The organism is Pedobacter petrophilus (assembly GCF_009674725.1).
Classification (GTDB): Bacteria; Bacteroidota; Bacteroidia; order Sphingobacteriales; family Sphingobacteriaceae; genus Pedobacter; species Pedobacter petrophilus.
In genome coordinates, this window is record NZ_WKKH01000015.1 from 24,415 (window position 1) to 49,725 (window position 25,311).

The 25,311-nt window shown below is 38.8% G+C and carries 24 protein-coding genes; 5 read left to right on the plus strand and 19 right to left on the minus strand.

The features are described 5' to 3' along the window. Positions 1-87 precede the first annotated feature (87 nt). From GJU39_RS11455 to GJU39_RS11530, 16 genes are all read right to left on the minus strand, one after another. Positions 88-1,371: a nucleotide sugar dehydrogenase gene (locus tag GJU39_RS11455; RefSeq protein WP_154280937.1), complete on the minus strand. Its 1,284-nt coding sequence runs from the start codon at positions 1,369-1,371 to the stop codon at positions 88-90. A 160-nt stretch (positions 1,372-1,531) separates the two neighbouring features. Then, on the minus strand, positions 1,532-2,392 hold the full coding sequence (gene rfbA, locus GJU39_RS11460; RefSeq protein WP_154280938.1) for a glucose-1-phosphate thymidylyltransferase RfbA: 861 nt from the start codon (positions 2,390-2,392) through the stop codon (positions 1,532-1,534). A gap of 120 nt (positions 2,393-2,512) precedes the next feature. Continuing rightward, complete coding sequence (rfbD, locus tag GJU39_RS11465; protein WP_154280939.1) at positions 2,513-3,367, minus strand: dTDP-4-dehydrorhamnose reductase; 855 nt, start codon at positions 3,365-3,367, stop codon at positions 2,513-2,515. Continuing rightward, a complete protein-coding gene (gene rfbC / locus GJU39_RS11470; RefSeq protein ID WP_154280940.1) occupies positions 3,360-3,908 on the minus strand; it encodes a dTDP-4-dehydrorhamnose 3,5-epimerase in 549 nt (182 codons plus the stop codon). The genes rfbD and rfbC overlap by 8 nt, the downstream gene beginning before the upstream one ends. Beyond that, on the minus strand, positions 3,908-4,960 hold the full coding sequence (rfbB, locus tag GJU39_RS11475; RefSeq protein WP_342448203.1) for a dTDP-glucose 4,6-dehydratase: 1,053 nt from the start codon (positions 4,958-4,960) through the stop codon (positions 3,908-3,910). Before rfbB ends, rfbC begins: the two co-directional genes overlap by 1 nt. A 301-nt stretch (positions 4,961-5,261) precedes the next feature. Further along, positions 5,262-5,825, minus strand: a complete 564-nt coding sequence (locus GJU39_RS11480) for a DUF3109 family protein (RefSeq protein WP_154281019.1) — start codon at positions 5,823-5,825, stop codon at positions 5,262-5,264. 2 nt (positions 5,826-5,827) lie between these two features. Further along, entirely contained in the window at positions 5,828-6,601 is a 774-nt protein-coding gene (locus GJU39_RS11485) for a DUF3108 domain-containing protein (protein WP_154280942.1), read from the minus strand. A gap of 86 nt (positions 6,602-6,687) precedes the next feature. Beyond that, positions 6,688-7,203 carry a DUF2480 family protein gene (locus GJU39_RS11490; protein WP_154280943.1) on the minus strand — a complete coding sequence of 172 codons (516 nt, stop codon included), beginning with the start codon at positions 7,201-7,203 and terminating at the stop codon, positions 6,688-6,690. A gap of 66 nt (positions 7,204-7,269) precedes the next feature. Beyond that, entirely contained in the window at positions 7,270-9,354 is a 2,085-nt protein-coding gene (locus tag GJU39_RS11495) for a peptidylprolyl isomerase (protein WP_154280944.1), read from the minus strand. 326 nt (positions 9,355-9,680) lie between these two features. Continuing rightward, a complete protein-coding gene (locus GJU39_RS11500) occupies positions 9,681-10,253 on the minus strand; it encodes an LptA/OstA family protein (RefSeq protein ID WP_154280945.1) in 573 nt (190 codons plus the stop codon). After that, positions 10,253-11,545, minus strand: a complete 1,293-nt coding sequence (locus GJU39_RS11505; protein ID WP_245227820.1) for a porin family protein — start codon at positions 11,543-11,545, stop codon at positions 10,253-10,255. Before GJU39_RS11505 ends, GJU39_RS11500 begins: the two co-directional genes overlap by 1 nt. A gap of 1 nt (position 11,546) precedes the next feature. After that, positions 11,547-12,281, minus strand: coding sequence for a type III pantothenate kinase (locus tag GJU39_RS11510; protein WP_154280947.1), 735 nt, complete (start codon positions 12,279-12,281; stop codon positions 11,547-11,549). A 148-nt stretch (positions 12,282-12,429) separates the two neighbouring features. After that, complete coding sequence (locus GJU39_RS11515; RefSeq protein WP_154280948.1) at positions 12,430-13,410, minus strand: DUF6427 family protein; 981 nt, start codon at positions 13,408-13,410, stop codon at positions 12,430-12,432. Positions 13,411-13,665: 255 nt separating this feature from the next. Further along, positions 13,666-14,655: a glycosyltransferase family protein gene (locus tag GJU39_RS11520; RefSeq protein ID WP_154280949.1), complete on the minus strand. Its 990-nt coding sequence runs from the start codon at positions 14,653-14,655 to the stop codon at positions 13,666-13,668. Between the two features lie 21 nt (positions 14,656-14,676). Continuing rightward, positions 14,677-15,531, minus strand: coding sequence for a UDP-2,3-diacylglucosamine diphosphatase (locus GJU39_RS11525; protein WP_154280950.1), 855 nt, complete (start codon positions 15,529-15,531; stop codon positions 14,677-14,679). Between the two features lie 326 nt (positions 15,532-15,857). Next, complete coding sequence (locus tag GJU39_RS11530; RefSeq protein ID WP_154280951.1) at positions 15,858-18,353, minus strand: YfhO family protein; 2,496 nt, start codon at positions 18,351-18,353, stop codon at positions 15,858-15,860. A 129-nt stretch (positions 18,354-18,482) separates the two neighbouring features. Between GJU39_RS11530 and GJU39_RS11535 the strand changes: the two genes are divergently transcribed. The 5 genes from GJU39_RS11535 (at position 18,483) to GJU39_RS11555 (ending at position 22,526) form a co-directional block, all read left to right on the plus strand. Further along, positions 18,483-19,577, plus strand: a complete 1,095-nt coding sequence (locus GJU39_RS11535) for an alginate lyase family protein (RefSeq protein WP_154280952.1) — start codon at positions 18,483-18,485, stop codon at positions 19,575-19,577. 111 nt (positions 19,578-19,688) lie between these two features. Beyond that, entirely contained in the window at positions 19,689-20,195 is a 507-nt protein-coding gene (locus GJU39_RS11540) for a GbsR/MarR family transcriptional regulator (protein ID WP_154280953.1), read from the plus strand. A gap of 127 nt (positions 20,196-20,322) precedes the next feature. Further along, positions 20,323-21,138, plus strand: a complete 816-nt coding sequence (locus GJU39_RS11545; RefSeq protein ID WP_154280954.1) for a DUF393 domain-containing protein — start codon at positions 20,323-20,325, stop codon at positions 21,136-21,138. Positions 21,139-21,142: 4 nt separating this feature from the next. Further along, on the plus strand, positions 21,143-22,069 hold the full coding sequence (locus GJU39_RS11550; protein ID WP_154280955.1) for a TIGR01777 family oxidoreductase: 927 nt from the start codon (positions 21,143-21,145) through the stop codon (positions 22,067-22,069). Positions 22,070-22,073: 4 nt separating this feature from the next. Further along, positions 22,074-22,526, plus strand: a complete 453-nt coding sequence (locus GJU39_RS11555) for an SRPBCC family protein (RefSeq protein ID WP_154280956.1) — start codon at positions 22,074-22,076, stop codon at positions 22,524-22,526. 36 nt (positions 22,527-22,562) lie between these two features. Here the strand turns inward: GJU39_RS11555 and GJU39_RS11560 are convergent, their stop codons facing one another. The 3 genes from GJU39_RS11560 to uvrB all read right to left on the minus strand — a co-directional run bounded on the left by GJU39_RS11560 (position 22,563) and on the right by uvrB (position 25,236). Beyond that, the gene (locus GJU39_RS11560; RefSeq protein WP_154280957.1) at positions 22,563-22,814 is read right to left on the minus strand and encodes a DUF4834 family protein; all 252 of its coding nucleotides are present in this window, start codon (positions 22,812-22,814) and stop codon (positions 22,563-22,565) included. A 114-nt stretch (positions 22,815-22,928) separates the two neighbouring features. Continuing rightward, complete coding sequence (locus GJU39_RS11565) at positions 22,929-23,126, minus strand: YwbE family protein (RefSeq protein WP_154280958.1); 198 nt, start codon at positions 23,124-23,126, stop codon at positions 22,929-22,931. A gap of 67 nt (positions 23,127-23,193) precedes the next feature. Further along, positions 23,194-25,236, minus strand: a complete 2,043-nt coding sequence (gene uvrB / locus GJU39_RS11570) for an excinuclease ABC subunit UvrB (RefSeq protein ID WP_154280959.1) — start codon at positions 25,234-25,236, stop codon at positions 23,194-23,196. Positions 25,237-25,311: the final 75 nt, after the last annotated feature.

Below are 25,311 nucleotides of genomic sequence, written 5' to 3' on the forward strand. Positions count from 1 at the left end.
GTCTTTATACTTTTCATTTTCTTTTCACCGTTTAAGCGTAAATAAGCTACTAATGATGATAAATAAGCTTTCAACTACCAACTGCGCTCACAGCCTCGCATCAACAAACTCCCTGTTAATAAAAGACTTGGTATCAAAAATGACTGCGCCCTTATCTTTTAACAATTTGAAGTTTATATCTTTAAAATCGTGGTGTGCCACAGCCAGAATTACGGCATCGTAACCCGTAAAATCACCTTCAGGAATCAGGCTTATGCCATATTCACGGTGGACTTCCTGATCATTTGCCCAGGGATCATAAATATCAGCCTGAATACTGAAAGACTGGAGTTCTTTATAAATGTCGATTACTTTGGTATTTCTGGTATCCGGACAATTTTCTTTGAAAGTAAAACCGAGGATCAACACTTTGGCAGCCTGAATCTGTTTATTCCGGGCGACAAGCATTTTGATAATTTTATTTGCCACGAACATACCCATATTATCGTTCACGCGTCTTCCGGAAAGAATCACTTCTGGTTTATAACCTAAAGCTTCTGATTTATGAGCCAGGTAATAAGGGTCTACACCTATGCAGTGTCCACCAACCAGGCCGGGTTTATAATTTAAGAAATTCCACTTGGTTGCTGCTGCAGCCAACACATCAGCGGTATCAATATCCATCCGATCGAAAATCAAAGCCAGTTCATTTACAAAGGAGATGTTAACATCTCGCTGTGCATTTTCGATAGCTTTTGATGCTTCTGCTACTTTAATACTTGGCGCCAGGTGGGTACCCGCCGTAATGATGGTGGAGTACAATTCATCAACCTGAAGGGCAATAGCCGGGGTAGACCCGGAGGTAACTTTTTTTATTTTAGTAAGGGTATTGATTTTATCTCCCGGATTAATGCGTTCTGGTGAATAACCACAGAAGAACTCCTGATTATATTTTAAGCCAGATATTCGCTCAAGCTCAGGTACGCAGTCTTCTTCTGTACAGCCAGGATATACGGTTGATTCGTAAATAACCAGATCGCCCTTTTTTAATAACGAGCCGATCATTCCGCTCGCTTTTAATAAAGGCTGAAGGTCTGGCCTTTTTAAATGATCAATTGGGGTAGGAACCGTAACTATATAAATCTGGCAATTGGAAAGATCAGCCAGATCAGAAGTTAAGGTAAGGCCTTTTTCTTGTCCGGCACGGTTAAGCGCCAAACTCAGGTCTTGTAGATTTGCCTCATGCGTTAAATCGACCAATTCATTTAAACTCTTTACCCTGCTTTCGTTAGTATCAAAGCCGGTCACCTTAAAGTGTTTAGCAAATTCTATAGCCAGGGGCAGGCCAACATATCCAAGGCCAATGATTGCAATGTTTTTTTTCGTATCCATTAATGATTGTGATCCCGCCAAAGATATGGCATAATTTCTGATTCCGAAATGAAGGCGGTTAGACAGTACCGTTGTATAGTAAAAGAGCCTGGCAGGTGCCAGGCTCTTTTACTATACTAAAGTGTCATCATCCATTTAAATGGCTGATAAGAATTCATTGTTATTTAATCTGTTTCAACAGGTAAGAACCATATCCGCTCTTTACCAAAGGCGTTGCGATTGCTTTAAGTTGTTCGGCATTGATAAAGCCCATACGATAGGCAATTTCTTCAATACATCCAATCTTTAAGCCCTGACGCTCCTCTATAATCTGCACAAACTGGCCCGCCTGCATTAATGATGTAAAGGTACCGGTATCTAACCAGGCAGTACCACGACTTAAAACCCCTACCTGTAATTTGCCACGTTCCAGATATATCCGGTTGATATCAGTGATTTCATATTCACCACGTGGAGATGGTTTGATATTTTTAGCAATTTCAACCACTTCATTGTCGTAGAAATATAATCCCGGAACCGCGTAATCAGATTTTGGGGAAACAGGTTTCTCTTCAATTGAGATGGCTTTCTTATTGGCATCAAATTCGACTACACCATAGCGCTCCGGATCTGAAACCTGGTAAGCAAAAACAACCCCGCCATCCGGATCTGAGCTGGCTTGCAGCAGTTTTGCCATGCCATCTCCGTGAAAGATATTATCACCAAGAACCAGTGCAACCTTATCTTTACCAATAAATTCTTCACCAATTACAAAGGCTTGCGCCAATCCGTTAGGTTCAGCTTGTACCGCATAACTTAATTTACAGCCTATTGCAGAGCCATCACCCAATAACTTTTCAAAATTAGGAAGATCATGTGGGGTAGAAATGATTAAAACTTCTTTAATCCCGGCTAACATTAAAGTAGATAGCGGGTAGTAAATCATCGGTTTATCATAAACCGGCATCATTTGTTTGCTACAGGCGAGCGTTAATGGATGCAAACGCGTCCCGCTTCCGCCGGCAAGAATTATACCTTTCATATTTTTGTCATTAGTTTATTTGTTCAGTAGTGATTAGTCATGACTGCCACTTATTTCTCAATAATTATCCATTCATTCTTATGTTCCATCGCCAACTGTTAATTGTCAACTGAAAACTGTTTACTGCAATTTTGCTATACACGCCACTAAACTGTCTCTCCAATAGGGAATAGTAAGTTTAAACGTATTTTTTATTTTGCTTTTGTCCATTACGGAAAACGCAGGTCTTGCTGCTTTTGTTGGATAAGCAGATCCCGGAATTGGATTGGCTTTCACATTGGTCTCACTGATATCAAAAATAGCTTTTGCAAAATCAAACCACGATGTTACGCCTTCGTTACTGTAATGGTAAACGCCGAAAGCAACAGAATCAGCTGCGATGATATCAAAAATAGCATTGGCCAAATCAATGGCGTACGTTGGTGTACCAACCTGATCTGCAATAATGTTTAATTCATCCCGGTCTGCACCTAACTTCAGCATGGTTTTAACAAAGTTATTGGCATATTCAGAATACAGCCAGCTGGTACGAAGAATGAAATGTTCTTTTAATAAAGCAATTACTGCTTTTTCTCCGTCAAGTTTGGTTTGACCATATACATTAATTGGATTTGCAATATCATCCTCCACCAGAAGTTTCACCTCGTTTCCTTCAAATACGAAATCGGTAGAAACATGTATTAATGCGGCGCCATGAGCTGCGCAGGCGATTGCCAGATTTGCAGCACCGGTTTCGTTCACCGCCCTGGCCAGCGCTACCTCATCTTCTGCTTTATCTACTGCCGTGTAAGCAGCACAGTTAATAACGAAGGCCGGTTGTTCTTTGGCTAATAAAGTTTCAAGACCTGCTTGATTTAAAATATTCGCATCAGTTTCTGATGGAAATACAATGTCTGCGATGCTGCGTCTCGTAGCTACTGTTTTCAGGCATTGTCCAAGCTGTCCGCCTGCACCAATTACTAATATTTTACCCATGGTTAAGTGCTGCGAAAGGTTTTAATAAAAGATCTTTATCGGATACAGATTGCTGGTCTGCAGGAATTAACCAGTCAATATTTAAATCAGTGTCGTTATAAATAACGCCAGTTTCAGACGCTTTGTTAAAAAAGTTGTCGCATTTGTAGAGAAATTCAGCAGTTTCACTCAACACCGAGAAGCCATGTACAAAACCTCTTGGAATGTACAATTGCAATTTGTTCTCCGCACTTAGCCGCACGGCAACATGTTTGCCATAAGTTGGCGAACCCGGACGTACATCTACCGCAACATCTAAAACTTCACCTTTGGTTACGCGTACCAGTTTTGCTTGTGCAAACGCACCGGTTTGGGCATGTAGCCCCCTGATTACACCATAGGATGAATAAGACTGATTGTCCTGAACGAATTCACCAGATAATCCGGTTTTCTCTTCAAATGTCTGTTTATTGAAACTCTCAAAGAAGTATCCCCTTGGATCATCGAAAACCCGTGGCTTAATGATAATACAGTCTTTTAAACCTGTTTGTTCAATTTCCATTATTTTTCGCTGTACTGTTTATCGTAATAAGACTGATAATTGCCTGAAGTGACATTATTTAACCATTCTTCATTTTGAAGATACCAGTCTACCGTTTTCGCTAATCCTTCTTCAAACTGTAAGCTTGGTACCCAATCTAACTGATTTTGAAGTTTGGTAGAATCGATGGCATAACGTAAATCATGTCCGGCGCGATCAGTTACATAGGTAATCAGTTTTGCTGATTCGCCTTTTTCACGACCTAACTTCTCATCCATGATTTCGCAAAGCAAATTGATCAGATCAATATTTTTCCATTCGTTATGGCCGCCAATGTTATAAGTATCGCCGGTTTTAGATTGATGAAAAATGACATCAATCGCCCTGGCATGATCTTCCACCCATAACCAGTCACGAATATTTTCACCCTTTCCATAAACCGGAACGGGTTTGTTATTTTTGATATTATTAATGGCTAACGGAATCAGTTTTTCAGGAAAGTGGTGTGAACCATAGTTATTGGAGCAATTGGAAATGACACAATCCATTCCATAAGTATCGTGATAGGCCCGAACAAAATGATCAGAACTTGCTTTTGAAGCAGAATACGGGCTATGTGGATCGTAAGCAGTAGTTTCAGTAAACATGCCTTCTTCACCAAGCGCACCATACACTTCATCTGTACTCACATGATAAAAACGTTTTTGGTCATATGCGCCTTTCCAGTGTTCGCGTGCCGCATTCAATAAATTAACGGTGCCAATCACATTGGTCATGACAAAAGCAGTCGGATCGGTGATGGAACGGTCTACGTGACTTTCTGCTGCCAGGTGAATAACCGCATCGAAGTTTTCTTTCTGAAATAAGTCACTCATAGCGACAGCATCAGTGATATCATCTTTTACAAAACGATAGTTAGGTTCATTTTCAACATCAGTTAAATTTGCCAGATTACCTGCGTAGGTAAGCTTATCCAGGTTTACGATTTCGTAACTCGGGTAGTTTTTAACGAATCGACGTACTACATGAGAGCCAATAAAGCCTGCCCCACCGGTGATTAGAATTTTTTTCACAGTTATTAATTGTTTACAATCGGCTAAAATAACATAGTTATTACAATTAAACAACTTAAGTCGATAATCTATGGAATTCAGAGGTTAAAACTTAGCACGGTTCATTACATAAACGCACGCTGTTAGATAATATTGAGTAAACAACAAAATAATGGATGTACCACCTTGAACGGATGATACCCAGGGGCCTCGCCATGTTCAATTGCTGTCCTATTGCAGGATAGTCGCATTTTAAGGCATATATATGCCTGCATAATAAAATAAATGCTGATGAAGCTTTGATTCCCGAGGTAACGCTTAATTACATTGCTGCCACAGAACTTTCCAGTTCCTTATACCATTCTTCACCGTACTTTCTAATCAGCGGTCCCTTTAAAAAGCTATAAACAGGAACTTTTAACTCTCTCCCGAAGGTACAGGCATCATGGCAGATGTGCCAGCGATCGTAATTCAATACATCGAATTCTGGATATTTAGTGATGCGGATCGGGTACAAATGACAGGAGATAGGCTTTTGCCATTCCACAATTCCTTGCTCATAAGCTTTTTCAATGGCACATTTAGTAATGCCTCCTTCAAAAAGCACATAAGCACATTCTTTATTTTTATCTACACAGGGAGTTGTCAAATCGCCATCTTCGTCTATTACATAAGCACCCTGTTCTTCAATGGCTTTAATGCCCTTTTCGTTTAAAAGGTGTTTGATTTTTGGGTAAATCTCTTCCAGGATAGCGGTTTCATCATGGTCTAACGGTGCGCCAGAATCACCTTCTACACAACAAATCCCTTTACATTTGCTCAGATTACAAACAAAATTCTCTTTCAAAACATCTTCGTGCACCAGCACCTGTTCAACTTCTATCATCATTATTCTTTTGCCAAAGCATATTTTAAGCCTGCGGCTGATTTTAACTCCATGGTTACAGCCCCTACCAATATTTCTACCTGCGCCTTTACCGGCACGCGGTTTCCATCATCAGTTACCCAGAGGTAAAGGCGGCTATCCTTCTTAAAAATCCGACCCGGCTTAATAGACGGACTGAATTTTAAGCAACGGATATTTCCCAATTTACTTTTGATGGTTTCTTTCCCAACGTATTCTACCTGCAGGGCAGAAATTTCATCCTGTAGAAAATAATTAAGTTTAAAAGTATCACCTACCTTCATCTTGCTTACATCTAAACTCCTGGCGAAATAATAGGCAGAAACCAAATCGAATGTTTGCGTAGTGGGTGTAGTGAATGTACCCCGGTTGGAAACAACCTTCTTACCGTCTTGATTAAAGCGTGCCTTATCCTGCCTTTTATAACTCGACTCCCTGATATTTTCCTGATAAAAATACGGCAGCAGATCGGTCTTATCGATATAGGAATCATAACGATCCCTGATTTTGTAGAAAACATCAAACGTACCGGAAGTCTGTGCATCAACAGAAAGGCGGTAAGTTGGCCTGTTATCGAACTTAAGATCAGAGTTGGTTACTTTTATAGTAGCTTCTGCTGCGGTAATAAATCCGTACCTGAGCCGGTACTGCAATACCTCACCTTCCTGAAAAACAGCATCTTTCTTTAAGGGTAACTGTTGTGAAAAACCCGCCAATGTTAAAAAAATTGCCGAGATGCTTAATAATATTCGTCTCATTGCTTATTGTGTCTGTGGTGTAGATTCATCATGATCATACTTAACGTGAAGAATCTTTAGGAAAGATATACAAAAAGCAAACCAATTTAATCTTTTCTTTTGAATACAGGAACCGTTGAGCAGGGCTCGCCGAACATGATACTCTTCACTACCGGCGTGAGCAGATTCGTTACTTCTACATATGCAGATACCGGAATATCGATATCACCGCAACCTTTTACCACTACACGCTCATTTGCATAATCAGTCGGATTAATCTTTGACAACGCTTTTGCAAACATTACTGCTTCCAAAGTATCTAACCCGCCAAACACCACTTCATTAGCATAAGGTTTAATTCTATTGGTCAAAAGCATATAAGCCCAGGTTGGCACAATGGCATCAGCAGAACAGATAATGGCTACGTTTTTACCCTGATATTGCGCCCAGTCGTGGTCTTTTATAAATGCCCTGAAATCCTTTTCCCTTAACATTAGTCCGTGAAAAAGATTATCCTTAATATCATAAAGTACTCTTTCACCTTTATGATAAAAGTCTTCCAGATTTAAAGTGATTAATCCACTATTGGCAACTTTATTAACGATATTTTCTTGAATCTCCATGGCCTAAAAATAAAAAAACCGTTCCGGTTAAACATCGGAACGGTTACAAAATTACGTAATTTCTAATTAATAGAATTTCACACGATTGTCTTTTATCTTCGCATTATCCTGTAATGCCTGGAAAGCGGATTGTAAAGAACGCTGGCCTAAGCTTAAAAGCATTCCTTCTTTTTGTTTAAACATGTTCGCAATTGGCGCCGGATTGGTAAATCCATCAACAGTGAACACATAAACACCACGATCTCCATCTATTGGCGCAGAAACTTTACCTAGCTGAGAACCGAATACGCTTCCTACCAGTTTATTTTCCTGAGCAATGCCCGGGATAATAGGATTAGCAAAAACGATGTTTTGAACCGGGTTTACCGTACGGCCAAGTTTCGAAGCAATTTGTGCTAAACCTGCTTTACCGGCACTGTTAAATTTCTCTTTTAAAGTTTTAGCTTTTACGGCATTGCGAACCATTGGTTCAATTTCCTTTTTAACTTGTGCTAATGTTAAAGTACCCTTTGGTTTAATATCAGTTAAATGCGCAATAACGTAAGCGTTAGTCATGGTGTAGATTTCCGGTAAAACATCACCCTGATCTGCCGCATAAGCATCCTGAATTAATTTACGTGGGTTATCTAAACCTGGCGCGAAACCCTGGGTTGGTGCTATTTTATCAGCCACAGCAACTTTAAGTCCTTTTTGCTTTGCATAAGCTGCGAAGTCTTTTCCTTTTACATCATTTAAGAAACTGCTGGCCGCTTTATAAGCTGTGGCCTGAGTTTTACTACTGGCCGTTAAAGCTTTCTCAATATAGGCCAGCTTAGCTACTTTAGATGAACCAATTTGTTTCTCTATTTTGATAACGTGTACGCCGAACTGAGATTTAACAACTTTAATATCACCGGCTTTTCCTTCGAACACTGCATTTTCAAATTCAGGAACCATGGCACCACGGGCGAAAGTACCTAACTCTCCACCTTTATCTTTAGAACCATCCACACTGTAAGTTTGAGCCAGTTGAGCGAAGTTACCACCATTTGCAATTAATGCTTTTAATGAATCTGCTAATTTCACTGCTTTATCTTCACCGCCAATTTTAGCCGGATCAATTAAAATATGACTGGCTTTAACCGAGTCTGGAGAGAAACGGGTATCTACAACTTTAACTAATTTATAAGAGTTGTTAGATAAAACCGGACCATAAAAACTGCCTGCAGGTAATGCAAAAACTGCCGAATCTACTGCAGGATCTAATTTACCTTTGGTTAAATAAGTAAATGGAACTTTAACCTCCGAGTTGATTGCCGCAAAAAGAGAATCATTCTTAGCCACTTTGAAGTCTGCTGCAATTTTCTCGATCTGTGCTTTAACTGCTGCCATATCAGCCGCAGTAGGACTGATGCTGAAGGTTACATAGTCGAAAGAACGGTTTTCCTGAGGATTGTTAAAACGCGCTTTATTTTGATCATAATATTCAGAATAATCTGCATCAGTTAATTTTACAGATGCATCCGGAACACTGGTATAGTCTAAGCTTACATATTTGAAGTTAGCCAGTTTGTTGCGGTTGGTGTACTCATCTGTAGCCTCTAACGAAGTTACATATACAGAATTGCGGATTAAGTTTGAATATTTAGTCTGCAATGCCTGATTGGTAACTTCCTGCTGCAACATCGTAGACTGCTGAAGTGCCTGAGGTTCTTTAGATTTTAAGAAGTTCATCAGCGTTGCACGATCCACTTGTCCTGTTTGAGGATTTGCAAAGTATTGCTTGATTAATGGACTTGGATTTTGACCTTGCAAAAGATCTAACAATTCATCTTCAGAAACCGTAAGGCCTAAGCGCTCATATTCTTTGGTTAACAATACTTTCCCAAGTTCTGCATTCCAGGCCTGGTCTACTGCCATGGCAGTCATCTGCGGATTTAAACTTCCACCGTATTGTTGTTTGAATTGATTTAAGCTTTGATCTACTTTTGGCTGGAAGTCATCAATGCTGATGTCATTCCCGTCTACAGAACCTACTACCTTTTGGTTTGCTGACCAGAAAGGTTTACCCACGTTAATTGCATCACCTACTAAAAATGCAACAATTGCAAAACCTATAGCGAAGACCAGGATATAGCCCGCACGGTTACGCAAAAATGTCATTAATCCCATATTGTACTTTATAAATTTATTTAGTTTTTTTTAAGAGGGCGCAAGATACAAATTTGCCTTAAAAAAGAAAACACAAAATTTTATTTATCAAGTGTTTAATTTTTAAGTAAATAGGAGGAGGGAAACAGGGATTAGAGAAGGGAGAAATAGGTAGGAAGGAAATTGAAAATGGTAAATCCGGAGAATAGAAAAAAATAAAAATAAGCGTTTTAGATAATTCAAAACTCACTCATTCTTTCATTCAAAATTCACTCCTTCAAAATTCACTCATTCAAAACTCACCCATTCAAAATTCACTCATTCAAAATTCAAAATCCCTTCACGCTCTACGGCGCAATGCCTTCCTGCATATTTAGCTGACCGCTTCCGGTTTCCATTTCATAGGTACTGAAGTCCTGAGGCGCTTTAAAGTTAATCCCATCGCCGATACTGCCATCTACACCTTTCACAAAAACCCTTTGGGTAGAATAAAAGATCTTTTTAGCTTCATCCCAGATTAATTCTTCAGAAGAAAAAGTATCACCTTTATCGTTTTTGACAACAACATGTTTCCTGAATATGGTTTGCTTGATTTCTTCTTTTCTAACCGCATAATCACACACCAGATTTCCACTGATGGTGCCATTGGGATTAAAGAAATCTATATTAACCCCTTTAATCATTTCTTCGTATCCGGTACCGCTGGATGGCGTAACCTTATCCATGATTGGTGCCGTACCTTTTGCTTTTACCCTGGCCGAGTCGCTATAAATGATTTCTACCCCTAAAGTCCGGTCGCGGGTAAAAGTGATCTTCTTCGCTGAAATCGCGGTTGCTTTTTTTAGGTCGTCTTCTCCACAGGCTGCCAGAAATAGCGGTAACCCGAGCATCAAACCATATAAAAAAGTTTTTAATTTCATTAATCTACCCTGTATCTACGGAACCAGGTATCGTTAAGGGTAAAGCCAAGGTGGAAATTAATGTATTGTTCCTTAACCAGATTGTTTGTTAAAGTTCCTCTTTGACCAAATTCGGTAGTAAAGTTGATTTTATAAAATGCTGAACCGGCATTTGCTGTAGGAAGCGGGAAGCCAAATCCCAGCGATGCGCCCATTTGTTTAATATCCTGATTGCCTATTTTGATATAAGTCTTATCGTAACTTACACCCAAACGGTAATCAATACGCTTCATGTAACTATTGTATGAGGTGTAATCGGGTGTCCATTGCCCACCTAATGATGCTCCCCAACTATCCTGCAAACCTGAGTTTACATTGTTGATGCTTGTTGCAGCCCATTTGCTCATTCTAAAATCTGCACCAATTAACCATTTATCATTCTGTTGAATGGAAATTCCGAAGTTGTGAGATAGCGGTAGCTTCAAATCAGATTTGCCTCTATTGATTACATTTAAAGTATCACTGGCTAAATTTTCGGTTCCATCTAAAGCCCTGGTATATTGTATTGCGAAAGCACTTTGCTCAGAGTTGATTTTAGCAGCAGAACTTCCGGAGTATCCCAGCGTTAAAAGCGTTTTAGCTCCCAGATTGAAATCGTACTGAATTCCGTATGAATAATTTAAACCACCAACGCTGTTTTTATTTTGGAGTTTTGCGTTAATTGCACCTAAAGCATTGTACTCCGTTGCTCTGGTAGTTTGTAAATTTCCGAAGATATACTCAACGTTACCACCAATTCTCAAATGATCTCCGAAACGGTGTCCATAACCAAAATATGCTTTTGATAAACCACCTTCACCTTCATAAAGCCGATCAACTGATAGCGTATCGATCTTAACGCTGTTTCTATAGGAATATCCAAGATCTGAATAAGGTAGAATACCAAAACTGATGGCCGATTTTCTACTTACCGGTATGGCAAAAGCCAGGTGGCTAAACGTAGAGTTGAAACTAGACTCAGATAAATTATTGCGGGATAAGCTGGTTAAACTTGCACTCATCCCAATATCGATGGTGGTTAAAGTAATACCAGAGTATGATGCCGGATTTTGCATATTAATATAATTGAACCCGGTTACTTTATTCACAGCGGTAGAAATTCCACCCATTGCCCTAAGCTGAGGAAGCAATGAACCCTTTATATTTCCAAGACCATATCTGGAATAAGGAGATGATGTGGTAACCTGTGCCTGAGCACCTAAACCACAAACTAGAACGAGTATGGCTGCAATATAATTTATTCTTTTGTACATTTTAATCTGCAATAGCTTCATTTAATCCTTTTAATACCAAGTAGGGATCTTTTATAATTTGAGGGGCAAAGATGCTGTTTTGTAATTGCTTATACAAAAAATTAGCGTCGCCACCCGTAATTATCACCTTTAAAGCACTTTCTTTTTTATTATTTAAGGCGATATACCCTTCAATTTCATTTATTGTTCCCTGTAATACTCCGTTTTTTATGGCCGAAAGCGTATCAACACCTTCAGGAATATCCTCGTTTGGATCCCAATCAACCAGGGGCAACCTTCCGGTATATTCATGCATGGATTTAAAACGCATTTTTATCCCCGGACTGATACTTCCACCAAAATATTCATTTTTCCCGGTCAGCAAATCATAGGTAATACAGGTCCCGGCATCTACAACCAGGCAAGCTGATCCACCAAATAAACCGTTGGCGCCCAAAATTGCGGCCCATCTGTCTAGCCCTAATGTATTTGGAGTTTGGTATCGATTCGTCACTCCGTTTGTTAATGCAGTTGTAAATCGGGTATACCTGGTACGCTTTTTTAAAAATTCCGCTAATGGTGCAATTTCCTGATTTACACTACTAATGATTGCTTTTTCAGGCGAAAATTTATCGATCAAATGTGCCAGATCGATAATTCCCAACTTAAGCAAGCGAAGATGATGAATCATTTCACGATTATCAAAAACCGCAACCTTTGCAGACGAGTTACCAATATCAATAGTTAATCTATGCATATAAGACGCTAATTATGCGATTATTTTCTGATATGAAACTCATTCCCTTATCCAACAGATTAAAACCTTAAAAGCTTTAATGCGAAACTTTATGCCACAAAGCTATTAATCTTTGTCAAGTTTCGCTCTAGTTTTTTGTTAAAAAAGGTTAAACAAAAAGAAAATATTGTACGGATAGGACAAATAAAACGAACAATGTTTCATAGAACCAACGAACCTTAGCATTGCTAAAATAATAGGCCAATAACACTGCTCCCGGAGGCACACAAAGCAGAAAATGCCAGGTACGAAAACTAGGTTTAAGGTAAAAACTCGCCCCTGCAACAATAAACATAAAGAATAATAGCTGGAATCCTTTTCGGGTACTAATGAAACTCCTGAAAAAGTTTTCGCGAAGTTGCAATGAAGCCAGAATAATAATCACCGTTACGGGGATCAAAACCAGGTAATCGTTATAATTTATTTTAAAAACGGATGGGAACTTACTTCCCAGCGGCCGCCAAATCTGGTAAAAGGAAACAATATTATCATTCCAATAATAAAACACCGCAAGAAAAAAGAAAATCAAAATAAATCCTACAATACCTGCTACCCACTCCCGCCAGTCGAATGACCTGAAAAGTAAAAGCGCCAAAAAGATCATGAGCAACATGGCCATAAAAGGAAAATAAATGAGCGTTCCCACACCTATGATCATTCCGATATCAAAAACAGTGGTGATGGAATTTGCACTTTTATTCAGCTTCAGAAATTTATCAATTACCCAGATAAGCAGAAAATTGGTAATTAACGCTGGATTTAGCACCATGAATGGCATAAACAGGCTTGTTCCGGTAACATACATTAAACCCGGCAGGAAGTTGGGCTTCGCCAGTAAATTATGGTTATTAATTACCCGGTTAAAAATTAATGCCTGAATGAAAACGAGTGTAGCAGCAAAAAAGATGTTGCTGGCCGGGGAAAGTGCATTATCCAAATCAACGTTAATCAATAATCTGGCAAATGGCTCGAGGAAATCAAAATTCAGCTGACTCGGCAACTCATAGAATATGGCAATACGCATAAAAAATGTGTACGCCAATAATAAAATGAGGTTAATAGGATTTAGCTTTCTAAACTGATTAATCATGCCTTTTTAAAGAGCAAGCAAAGTAAAGAAAATAATTTCAGAGTAGCGATAGCAGTTGCATGAGTAATGTGAATAGTCATCGGATGAATATAACAATGATGCAAGTATTTATCCGATGACTGATCATAACACCGAATGTTAAATGCGCTATCGAATGCATTCCAACCTAATAGTCATCGGATGAATATAAAATGCTGCCGGTATTCATCCGATGGCTGATAATCCACTGGCTATCAAACCAAAGGATTATTCAGATTACACCCTCGCGTACTTTTTTACCATATCATCAATAATCCGGGCAGTTTCATCCGGGAAATCAAATTCATGTTTCTGAGGATTTGCAACCCAATCTTTAATAATCGGCAGCCAGTTGCCCGTACTTCCCCATATTACGGGGATGCCAAACTGCTTTAAAGCATAGGCGTTACATTGCTGCTCAAACTGGAAACGCATAGGTGCAACAAGTAATTTTTTCTTTAGATAAAGTGCTTCAGATGGCCCTTCAAAGCCGCCTCCGGTAAATAAACCTTCGCAAGTAGCAAGGCTTTTGTTAAATTTTTCATTATTTACCGGCTCAACAGATACATTTCCTTCCTGATAAGCTTCACTAATGTGCTTCGAAAACACCTGCCATTTTACTTCCGGCAATTGGATAAAAAGCTGTACTAATCTTTTGTCATCAACGGCTGGCAAATAAACCGTGTAATGGCCCAAATTCTCCGGCTTCATTGCCCTGATTTCAGACCTGATTACAGGGGTGTGAATAAAGGTATCGTACCGGTCGAAATGAAAACCAATATGGTATTTAGTTGGCGCATAGCGACTTAAAATGAGTTTACCCCAGTCTAAAGTTTTTGGACGGGGAACTTTTTTGGATTTAAATGCAGCCTGGTGACTTAGTGAAATACATTCTATGCCCTGAAGTTTGCAAGCCCAGGCACTTACAGGCTCAAAATCATTCACAATCAGGTTATAGTCCTTTAATTGAAGCTGTTTCATATCCTTCCTAAACCGGAAAAGATTCATACTTAACCAGGTTTTAAAATGATCTACACCACCTTTCTTGCCAAAAATGAAGCTGAAACCATGCAACTGGTATTTTACGGGCTGACTAAGTTTAACATCGGCCTGAGTTCCGCTCACTAAAATATCCAGTTCCCCGTATTTCTGAAGCAAAGGAATGATTTCCCTTGCCCTGCTGATGTGCCCGTTTCCAGTTCCCTGAATTGCGTAAAGTATTTTCATTTAGTGCCGAATATCTCAAAATTATTGAGCAATTTCATACTTTATACTTTGTAAAAGAACATTTATATCCAGTTTACGCTTTAAATCTTCGCCATCAGAAAGAATTCCTTCATCTGTTTCGTCTTTAATAAAGTCTTTATGGTCGTATTTGAAGATAGTCCAGTTTTGATTTTGATATTCCAGCGCGGTTAAACTTTCAACCCAGTCGCCACTATTCAGATAAGTGACCATACCATTTTCCATCGTGATTTCCCGTTGCTCTGCCTGGTGAATATGCCCGCAAACAACATATTGATAGCCTTTTTCAATTGCCAGTTCTGCCGCTGTTTGTTCAAAGCTATTGATAAACTTTACCGCGTCTTTAAACCTGGCTTTTATTTTTTTGGAGAAACTCATCTTTTCCCGTCCGAAAGCAGTGAGCACCCAGTTTACGAAACTATTGATCAGGATGAGGGTATCATAACCAACGGCACCCATTTTTGCCAGCCACTTGGAATGCTGCATGGTAACGTCAAAAATATCGCCATGAAAGAACCAGGCCTTTTTCCCATCTAATTCCATAATTAGCTTATTCTGGAGATGAAACGTACCCATTTCCATACCATCGAATTTACGAAGCATTTCATCATGGTTTCCGGTAAGGTAATGAACCTGCACGCCTTCAGAGACAAATTTCATCAGTTTACGGATTACCTTCATGTGCGACTCAGGCCAATAGCTTTTACTGAATTGCCAGATGTCTATGATATCGCCATTTAAGATTAATGTTTTTGGCCTGATGCTTTTTAGATATTTTAAAAGCTCTTTTGCATGGCAGCCATAGGTGCCTAAATGCACATCGGAAATCACGACGACATCAATATTTCTTTTTTCCATAAAATAAAATTTAGGGGGAACGGATTTAGCACCGCTTCAGAAAAGCAGTTTAGGCTGAAAGGGATGTTGCTACCAGTCTTCTTCCTCATCGAGTTTTACCTCAAATGGGCTGAAAAAATAAAGTACACCAATAAGCAGGCATATGGCGAAAAGTGATTCTAACATATCATCTGATTTAACATGATAAAGATAAGATGCTGTTTATCAAACAAATGTTACGCCATTGTTAAATTATTCTTCGAAATGATAATTTATGTTAAAATCTATAATCCATAAAAAAACCCATAAGCGTCATGCCTATGGGTTTATAATACTATTGATTGATACTATGCTTTTACTGCTTGTTTTTTCTTTTTGTTTTCAGCATAAATCCCAAATCCTAAAGCTGCTACTAAAATGATTGAGCCGGCAAGAGAAATATTTTCACCTGCATAATATGATGTTGGGTGGAAAATAAATTCAAGTTTATGGTTACCTGCTTCCAGTTTCGCTGCACGCAAAACGTAGTCTGCCCTGAAATATGGCTTCTCTACACCATCAATATACATTTTCCAGCCTTTGTTATAATAAATTTCAGAGAAAACAGCAACAACTTCTTTAGCTGTTGAATACTCGTAAGTTAAATGCTCAGGTTTATAGTCGGTTAATTTGATAAAACCTTCCTGTCCGGTACCTAAAATTTTGCTGTCTACCAATGCTTTATAGCTTTCATCTACAATCGCTTCTTTCTTAGCATCGAAACTACTAATGGCTTTCATTTCTTCATCAGAATTTTTCACAAACTGAATGCTTTCCACAAACCAGGCATTCCCGGCGGCGGTCGGGTTCCGTTGCATTTTATACGATCCGTTCTGTGGATCCTGAGTGATGATATATTTGGTATTTAACATATCCAATACATCCTGATTGATGCTTTTGGTTAATTGATTATCAACCAGCTCCTGAAAACGTTTTAACCTTGCCGAATGGAAACCGCCAACTGTTTTGTGGAAATAGGATGTTTCTGCACTTTTGAACGGATCGCCAAGCGATAAATCGAAAACCCTAAAGTTTGGATCTTTATCTGCAGAAATAAAATTATCTACATCTCTTGCTTTGTAATGATCTTTCAAATCAGATTTGCTTACAAAATTTTGATTGTTTAAATAGCGCCGATCAACCTGCCATAAATCAACTAAAACAAACAGGGCCAATAAGCCAAAAACCAGCTGCATATTCATTTTTTTGGTAATGAAGGCCCAGGTTAAACCGAAACCAACTGCGATAAATAACAAGGTACGCAAGGCATCAGCACGGGCAAGTGATACACGATCTGCAACAACTCCATTGATGATTTCCATTGCAGCACCTCTATTGTTCTGCAATGCCTGCGTTAGGGCATCAACAACCTGAGCTTGGTTTGATTGAGTAAAACTGAAGAATGCTGTTGGCATAATGGCGATGATTAACGATAAACCACCAGTAATCCCTGCCGACCATGTTAATCTCTTTACTAAATATTTTTGATCGTACTTCCCATCCTGAGCTTCCTTAACAGCTAAAACCGCCAATAACGGAACCAATAAACCTACAACTGCTAAAATTGATTCAACTGCCCTGAACTTATTATACATTGGCAGGTAATCAAAGAAAAGATCAGAAATTAACGGAAAGTTTTGTCCGAATGAAAGGAACAACAGCAAAATGCTACTTCCCAAAATCCACCATTTCCAACGGTGTTGAACAATGAATAAGCCAAATACAAATAGCAAGCAAATAATTGCTCCAAAATAGTATGGGCCTGAAGTGCCGGGTTTATTTCCCCAATATTGGTTTGTATTTAAATTTTGGGCTACATAGCCAATCACTTGTCGCGGATCAACACCTTGAAGATTTTTTTCTACAGCTTTATAGGTATTGCTTTCAGGTTTGATCATCTCATCAATACTACTTGCTCCACCATAAATATTTGGAATCAGGAATGAGAAACTTTCTCCAACACCCTGGCTCCATTGGTAAGCATATTCCTTATCTAACCCATTTGCAGGCTCGGCCTTATCAGTTGTCAGGTTCGATTTTCCACGAATGGTTTCTTTTCCATACTCATAGGTTGTCCATAAAGTACCTGCATTTACTAACACTGCTAATATAATCCCGCCTACAATAAAAGCAATAGATTTACCAAAACCAGCCAATTGCTTTGCTTTAAATGCATGGTACAATTCAATACAAGCCAAAATGAACAAGGCGATGAAAAGATAGTAAGTCATTTGGATATGGTTCGAACGAATTTCTAAAGCCATAAACAAGGCTAAAAGACTTCCTCCAACTAAATATCTTCCTCTCAAAGTTAAAATGATAGCGGCTAAAATAGGCGCAAAAAAACCAATCGCTAAAGCCTTATTGCTATGACCCGCAGCGATAATAATAAAATTATAGGAAGTAAATCCAAAAGCTATTGCGCCGGCTGCTGCAAGCCAGGGATTAATTTTAAGTACGCAAAAAAGCAGATAGGCACCTAGTAAATATAGAATTACCGTTCCAACAGGATCAGGAAATACCCCCTTAATGATATCGATACCATAGGTTGTAATGTTTAATGGATATTGAACCCAAATTTGATAGGCCGGCATCCCTCCGAACATCTGATTTGTCCATAGCGGACCTTTACCAGTGGCCTCTTTTACATCCATGATTTCTTTCTGCATCGCTTTCGCCTGCAAAACATCGCCCTGCTGTGGTGCTTTACCCTGTAAAACAGGACTGAAGTAGGCAAATGTAATGACTACAAAAATTGCTATAATGGCCAGGTGGACACCATTTTTATTAAACCAGTTATTCATTAAGGTTTGTTTAAGTTTAAACGAATGTCAAAAATAAAAAATTGGGCGGTATAAAAAAGGAATAAATTAAATGTGAGCAGAATAAAAATTAGTTTTGCATAATACAAAGCCTAATTCAACCCGTTTATTATGAGAAAGTTTGTTTTCGCACTACTGCTATTGATTCCCTATTCGATAACTAAAGCTCAAATTGTTAGTTTAAATGAAGGAGAAATCAAAGCGCTAAAAGTGGAAATCGAAAATAGCCCACCTGCAAAAAAAGCCTATCTGGCCTTTCAAAAATCTGTTTCTGTTTACCTGAATGATCTTCCAAATCCTATTGACACTATCCGCACAGAGGGTCTGCTGAAAGGAGATCCCAGAAAAGAAAAAACAAAGCTGGCTTTGGCAGATATGAATAAAATGTTTGCTTTGGCGATACAATACAGGTTGACCAATGATCAAATTTTTCTTAACAAATGTGTAAAATTTTTAAGTGCATGGGCGAAAATCAATCACTCAAATGGAGATCCGATAGACGACACCAACCTGGATAAGGCCATCGAAGCTTACGACCTGATCAAAACGGAAATTCCTATTGCTGAACAAAGAATGATCAACAATTGGTTAACCGAAACAGCCCTGGCAGAAATAAATAGCAAGCGGATGAAACCTGGAAAAGGTACCGCAATTAATAACTGGAATGCCCACCGGTTAAAAGAAGTTGGTGAAATTGGCTATGTGTTGAATAACCGTGAGTTCATCACCTGGGCTATTGAAAATCTTAAAAGTCACATCAACATTAATTTATATCCCGACGGTACAAGTTTGGATTTTAAGCAAAGAGACGCCATGCATTATCACCTCTATGATCTGGAACCTTTACTTAAGCTTGCCATCATGATCAACCGTGGCGAAGGCAATAACTTCTATACTTATCAATCTTCAAAAGGTTCTTCCATTAAGAAGTCTGTAGACTGGCTTTTGCCGTATGTAAAAGGGGAGAAACAACACGAGGAGTACGTAAACACTACTGTAAAGTTCGACCGTGAACGGGCCAAAAATAATGAGCCGGGTTTTGCACCGGGAACAATGTTTGATCCGAAGCTTGCCCTGCCACTTTTAAAAACGGCCGTATATTTTGATCCTTCGTTAGCGGAAATATATAAAGGACTTAAAGGGAGCGATAATATTTTAGGCGTTGCCGATCAAATTAAAAACGAAAAACGGTATTCTTCAAATTAGTTATTTCAGCAAATTGTCATTGCCTATTCGTAACCTAATTAAAATACACAAAACAAAATAAATAAACTTTCAATAATTTTTGAAAGTTTAAAAAAATAATTATATTTGTTTATGGAATTAGCAGCAGCAAAATTAAAATTTATTGAAGCCTGGGGAAAAATTGGTTCAGAATGGGGAATTAACCGAACCATGGCGCAGGTGCATGCTTTGTTATTGATCTCGCCAGAAGCCCTAACCACTGAGGAAATTATGGAAAATTTAAGCATTTCGAGAGGAAATGCAAATATGACCTTAAGAGACTTAATTGGCTGGGGCCTGATAGAAAAACAACATAAAGCTGGTGAACGCAAAGAATACTTTTTTGCTGATAAAGATGTTTGGAACATTGCCCGTCAGGTTGCTAAAGAACGTAAGAAAAGAGAGCTAGAGCCTGTATTAAAAGTATTAAACGAATTATCAGCCGTTACCGGAAATGAGAAGGACCCTGAATTGATTACTTTCAAAAAATCGATTGCAGATATTAATAAACTGGCCAACAATGTAGATAAAACACTCGAAACCATGCTCAAAGCAGAAGAAAACTGGTTTTGGGGATCTATTTTAAAAGTTTTCAAATAAGGAGCAAGCATATGGTTGTCTAGTATAAAGACCCATTATCAACTTAAACCTTGAGCCTTATACTTTATATGGCTTTATTTTTTAACCGTAACTTTCATTTATTACTGAAAGTATAAATACTAAAAAAATGAAAATGCTTCAAAACCATGTAATTTTATTTGATGAAGAGTGCCCAATGTGCCTGTTATATACTAAGGCATTGGTTAGCACAGGCATGTTGCCAGAAAACGGCCGCGAACCTTATCAACAAATTCCTCCACAAATTTGTCCGCTAATAGATCGGCAACGCGCGGCAAATGAAATTGCTATGGTAAATACAGAAAATGGTGAAGTGACTTATGGCATCAAAAGTCTTTTCAAAATAATAGGAAATGCAATGCCGGTATTCGCACCGTTATTTGCCTTTAAGCCATTTCTCTATTTTATGGCTAAAGTTTATGCTTTTATATCTTACAACCGGAAAGTGATTATTCCAGCAAAAGCAAAACCAGGCAGGATTCAGCCAACATTTAAATTAACTTATCGCATTGCTTACCTCTTGTTTACCGGGTTGGTTACCGCTTACATTCTTACGGTTTATGCCCATTTGCTCACTAGATATGTTCCGTTAGGCGGCGCGTACAGGGAATACTTGATTTGTAGCGGTCAGATGATCTTTCAGGGAGTAATTATTTTCTACTATAAAAGAGACAAACTATGGGACTATCTCGGAAACATGATGACGATCTCATTTGCCGGATCTATTTTACTTATTGTGGCGTTGATTGTGAATAATATGATTAATCTTCATCCGGTTATATATATTCTTTACTTTTTAATGGTGGCCGGACTTATGTTTTTGGAACATATACGCAGAACCAGATTGTTGCAATTGGGCTGGTTAATGACCATTACCTGGGCTATTTACCGTCTGCTTGTTTTAGCTTTAATCTTTAGCATTTAATATTATGACTGATCAAAAAATTATTCTGGCCGGAGGAAACGGATATCTGGGCAGCTTGTTGGCAAAACATTTCAGTAGTCGGGCGAAAGAGGTAATTATATTAGCCAGAAAACAGAAAGCACAAAATGGTAATATAAGAACCATTGCCTGGGATGGAAAAACAGCGGATAACTGGGTTAGCGAACTTGAAAATGCAGATTTGCTGATTAACCTTTGTGGCAAAAATGTAAACTGTCGCTACACTCCTAAAAACCAGGAAGAGATCATTAATTCACGAGTTGTACCTACCCGCTTGCTTGGAAAGGCGATCGAAGGTTTAATTGTACCTCCGAAATTATGGATTAATATGACTTCTGCCACCATTTATCGCCATGCGGAAGATCATGCTCAGGATGAATATACCGGTGATATTGGATATGGCTTTTCAATAGATGTTTGTAAAGCATGGGAGGATAGCTTTTTTGAAAATGAGTTGCCTAAAACCAGAAAGATTGCCTTAAGGATGGGCATTGTATTGGGCAGGGCAGACGGTGCTTTCCCGAGGCTCTTAAACCTGGTTAAGTTTGGCCTGGGTGGGAGACAGGGAGACGGGAAACAATATGTAAATTGGGTACATGAGCAAGATGCGATTCATACCATTGAATGGCTGCTCAATCATGAAGAGATAAATGGCGTAATAAATTGTACAGCTCCAAATGCAGTTACTAATGAGGTATTGATGCAAACCATTAGAAAAGGTTATGGAATTCCATTTGGCCTGCCTACGCCCACCTGGTTACTTGCCATAGGTGCAAAAATTATCGGCACAGAAACTGAACTTATTTTAAAAAGCAGATGGGTTAAGCCTGCCATTCTACTGGATAATGGTTTTCAATTCCAGTATGGTAAAATAGAGGAAGCCGTACACGATATTTTAAGTTTAAGGATTTAAAAAGATGGCGATCATAGTTTTAAAAACATTTATTACTGCACCGATAGAAATATGCTTTGATCTTTCCAGAAACATTGATTTACACCTGCAATCCATGCAATCATCGGGAGAAGAAGCTATTGCCGGCAGACAGTCTGGATTAATTACTTATGATGAAACCGTAACCTGGAAGGCCAAACATTTTAAAATGGATTTCACCATGAAGGTAAGGATAACGAAGATGAAATATCCTGAGTTTTTCGTTGATGAAATGGTAAGCGGACCGTTTAAGAAACTCCATCACCAGCACCTGTTTAAAATTTCTGGTACTGAAACGGAAATGACAGATATCTTTGAATTTGTTGCTCCGGCAGGTATATTAGGTAGATTCATAACCTGGCTGATTCTGGAAAAGTATATGAAAAAGCTTTTAATAGAACGCAACCAAACGATTAAGGCTGAAGCCGAAAAATGCTAAACGAAAAAACCCCGAGACATTGCTCAGGGCTTCCTATTATTTTACTTCTTCGTAGTCTACAAAATCGCCAAGTTTATCAGTTTTACCCGTTTGTTTTGGTGGCATGTAATCTATCGATACTGAACCTTCTGGTTTAGATCGTCTTTGCTGCTGCTGTGCCTGGCCGCTTGCCTGCTGTTGCATTTTGCTTGCCAGGTTACTGAATAGCATAGGTAATATTAACTTAATCAACATTCTGATAAGCCAAAGCACCAATATTGCTATGAAAATGAATTTAATTATTCCCATTCTTTAATTACTGTTGTTACAAATATAGACGTATGAGATTTTATTTTGTTACTTTTTACGTCTTTGATTGCATTCTGATTACAAATAATTAACGTAAGTAAGCAGAATATAGTTTTAATCTTCTACAATCTCTGCCACCCGGCCAACTTGTCCATCGTCCAGTCGCACCTTTATTCCGCGCGAGTGAAAAGCTGACGAAGTAAGCAAATCTTTTACTATACCGTAGGTAATATTTCCAGACCGCTGATCTTTTTTTAAAATTATCCCTACTTCTAATCCTGCATAAATATCTTTTCTGTTTTGTCCGTTCATTATACTGTAATTGTGCCTGGCAAATTTCTACATTTTACCAGAAATTAGAAATTTATCCTGATATTATTTATTTCCCAAACTTCTCCGCGAACATTTTCTCCAGTGCGAACATTTCATCTCTAAGCTTGGCAGCTTGTAAGAAATCCATATCTTTTGCCGCTTTTTGCATATCTTTTTTGGTGGTGTCTATTGCTTTCTGCAACTCGCCTTTACCCATATATTGAACAATCGGATCGGCTGCTATACTGATCTCGGCATTTTCTACATACGCCCTGGCTTTATTATCGCTTGCTTTTTGTGAGAAGTCTAAAACAGAAGTTTGTTCCAAAATTGCTTCACGAGATTTCCCTACTGTTTTCGGTGTGATACCATGCTCCAGGTTATAGGCAATCTGAATATCCCGGCGGCGATTGGTTTCTGATATGGTTTTTTCCATGCTATCTGTTATTCCGTCTGCATACATAATTACCCTACCCTTATCATTACGGGCCGCCCGTCCAATGGTTTGAATTAATGATTTTTCGGAACGAAGGAAACCCTCCTTATCGGCATCCAAAATAGCCACTAAAGTAACTTCTGGCAAATCCAGTCCCTCACGCAACAAGTTAATGCCAACCAGTACATCAAACTCTCCTAAACGCAGACCACGAAGAATTTCAACACGTTCTAACGTTTTAATTTCTGAGTGAATGTATCTTGTTTTAATGTTTAGCCTGTCAAGGTATTTTGTAAGTTCTTCAGCCATTCTTTTGGTTAAAGTGGTTACCAAAATACGTCCGCCATCTTTAATGGTGATGTCAATTTCATCTAAAAGATCATCCACCTGATTAATGGCCGGCCTGATTTCAATTACCGGATCTAATAAACCAGTTGGGCGGATTACCTGCTCAACCACTACGCCTTCCGATTTTTCCAATTCATATTCTGCAGGCGTTGCGCTTACATAAATGGTTTGCGGCGCCAGTGCTTCGAACTCATTGAAATTGAGCGGCCTGTTATCCAGCGCAGCTGGTAAACGGAAACCGTATTCTACCAATGATAATTTTCTTGACCTATCGCCACCATACATGGCCCTGATTTGCGGAACCGTTACATGGCTTTCATCAATCACCATTAAATAATCTTCCGGAAAATAATCTAGAAGACAGAAAGGGCGCATTCCAGGTGTTCTGCCATCAAAGAAACGCGAATAATTTTCAATCCCGGAACAATAGCCTAACTCCTTCATCATCTCGATATCGAAATTAGTACGTTCTTCTAAACGCTTTGCTTCTAACAAATGTCTATCTGCAATGAGCTGGTTTTTTCTAATCTCCAGTTCTTCCTGTATGCCCCAGATGGATTGAGTAAAACGATCTTTTGGCGTAACGAAAAGATTGGCTGGATAGACAGCCATATTCTCGAGTTTCTCAATCGTTTTTCCAGAAACCGGATCAATTGCAGAAAGTTCTTCGATATCATCGCCAAAAAAAGAAATGCGATAAGCATGATCAAGATAAGCCGGGAAAATATCTACGGTATCGCCCTTCACCCTAAAGGTTCCACGCTTAAATTCAGTTGTGGTTCTTGAATACAAAATCTCTACCAGACTATGTAAAAAGGCATTTCTGGAGATTCTTAAGCCTACAGCAAAACGAAAAACCATTTTGGAGAAATCTTCAGGATTTCCCATACCATAAATGCAGGAGATAGAAGAAACCACAATGATATCTCGTCTTCCACTCATTAGAGATGAAGTGGTCCGCAAACGAAGCTTTTCAATTTCTTCGTTAATGCTTAAATCTTTTTCTATATAGGTATTGCTTGATGCAATGAAGGCTTCCGGTTGATAATAATCGTAATAGGAAACGAAATAATTAACAGAATTTTCCGGAAAGAAATTTTTAAATTCACCGTAAAGCTGTGCTGCAAGGGTTTTATTGTGACTTAAGATGAGTGTTGGCTTTTGTGTTTGCTCAATTACGTTGGCAACAGTAAAGGTTTTTCCAGATCCCGTAACCCCCAATAATGTTTGATAATGTTCGTTAGCATTTACACCATCAACCAACTGTTTTATGGCACCAGGCTGATCTCCTGTGGGTTTATATTCTGATGTGATCTTAAATTTCATGGATATCAAATATACGGTTTTCGACTGTAAAGACTAAACAGCAGAAAGTCAGGAAAGTTGCCTTCTGAGGCTTAA

Coding starts and splice junctions, on each gene's coding strand:
- GJU39_RS11455 (WP_154280937.1), bottom strand. CDS start 1,371: ATGGATACGAAAAAAAACATTGCAATCATTGGCCTTGGATATGTTGGC.
- rfbA (WP_154280938.1), bottom strand. CDS start 2,392: ATGAAAGGTATAATTCTTGCCGGCGGAAGCGGGACGCGTTTGCATCCA.
- rfbD (WP_154280939.1), bottom strand. CDS start 3,367: ATGGGTAAAATATTAGTAATTGGTGCAGGCGGACAGCTTGGACAATGC.
- rfbC (WP_154280940.1), bottom strand. CDS start 3,908: ATGGAAATTGAACAAACAGGTTTAAAAGACTGTATTATCATTAAGCCA.
- GJU39_RS11480 (WP_154281019.1), bottom strand. CDS start 5,825: ATGATAGAAGTTGAACAGGTGCTGGTGCACGAAGATGTTTTGAAAGAG.
- GJU39_RS11485 (WP_154280942.1), bottom strand. CDS start 6,601: ATGAGACGAATATTATTAAGCATCTCGGCAATTTTTTTAACATTGGCG.
- GJU39_RS11490 (WP_154280943.1), bottom strand. CDS start 7,203: ATGGAGATTCAAGAAAATATCGTTAATAAAGTTGCCAATAGTGGATTA.
- GJU39_RS11495 (WP_154280944.1), bottom strand. CDS start 9,354: ATGGGATTAATGACATTTTTGCGTAACCGTGCGGGCTATATCCTGGTC.
- GJU39_RS11500 (WP_154280945.1), bottom strand. CDS start 10,253: ATGAAATTAAAAACTTTTTTATATGGTTTGATGCTCGGGTTACCGCTA.
- GJU39_RS11505 (WP_245227820.1), bottom strand. CDS start 11,545: ATGTACAAAAGAATAAATTATATTGCAGCCATACTCGTTCTAGTTTGT.
- GJU39_RS11510 (WP_154280947.1), bottom strand. CDS start 12,281: ATGCATAGATTAACTATTGATATTGGTAACTCGTCTGCAAAGGTTGCG.
- GJU39_RS11515 (WP_154280948.1), bottom strand. CDS start 13,410: ATGATTAATCAGTTTAGAAAGCTAAATCCTATTAACCTCATTTTATTA.
- GJU39_RS11520 (WP_154280949.1), bottom strand. CDS start 14,655: ATGAAAATACTTTACGCAATTCAGGGAACTGGAAACGGGCACATCAGC.
- GJU39_RS11525 (WP_154280950.1), bottom strand. CDS start 15,531: ATGGAAAAAAGAAATATTGATGTCGTCGTGATTTCCGATGTGCATTTA.
- GJU39_RS11530 (WP_154280951.1), bottom strand. CDS start 18,353: ATGAATAACTGGTTTAATAAAAATGGTGTCCACCTGGCCATTATAGCA.
- GJU39_RS11535 (WP_154280952.1), top strand. CDS start 18,483: ATGAGAAAGTTTGTTTTCGCACTACTGCTATTGATTCCCTATTCGATA.
- GJU39_RS11540 (WP_154280953.1), top strand. CDS start 19,689: ATGGAATTAGCAGCAGCAAAATTAAAATTTATTGAAGCCTGGGGAAAA.
- GJU39_RS11545 (WP_154280954.1), top strand. CDS start 20,323: ATGAAAATGCTTCAAAACCATGTAATTTTATTTGATGAAGAGTGCCCA.
- GJU39_RS11550 (WP_154280955.1), top strand. CDS start 21,143: ATGACTGATCAAAAAATTATTCTGGCCGGAGGAAACGGATATCTGGGC.
- GJU39_RS11555 (WP_154280956.1), top strand. CDS start 22,074: ATGGCGATCATAGTTTTAAAAACATTTATTACTGCACCGATAGAAATA.
- GJU39_RS11560 (WP_154280957.1), bottom strand. CDS start 22,814: ATGGGAATAATTAAATTCATTTTCATAGCAATATTGGTGCTTTGGCTT.
- GJU39_RS11565 (WP_154280958.1), bottom strand. CDS start 23,126: ATGAACGGACAAAACAGAAAAGATATTTATGCAGGATTAGAAGTAGGG.
- uvrB (WP_154280959.1), bottom strand. CDS start 25,236: ATGAAATTTAAGATCACATCAGAATATAAACCCACAGGAGATCAGCCT.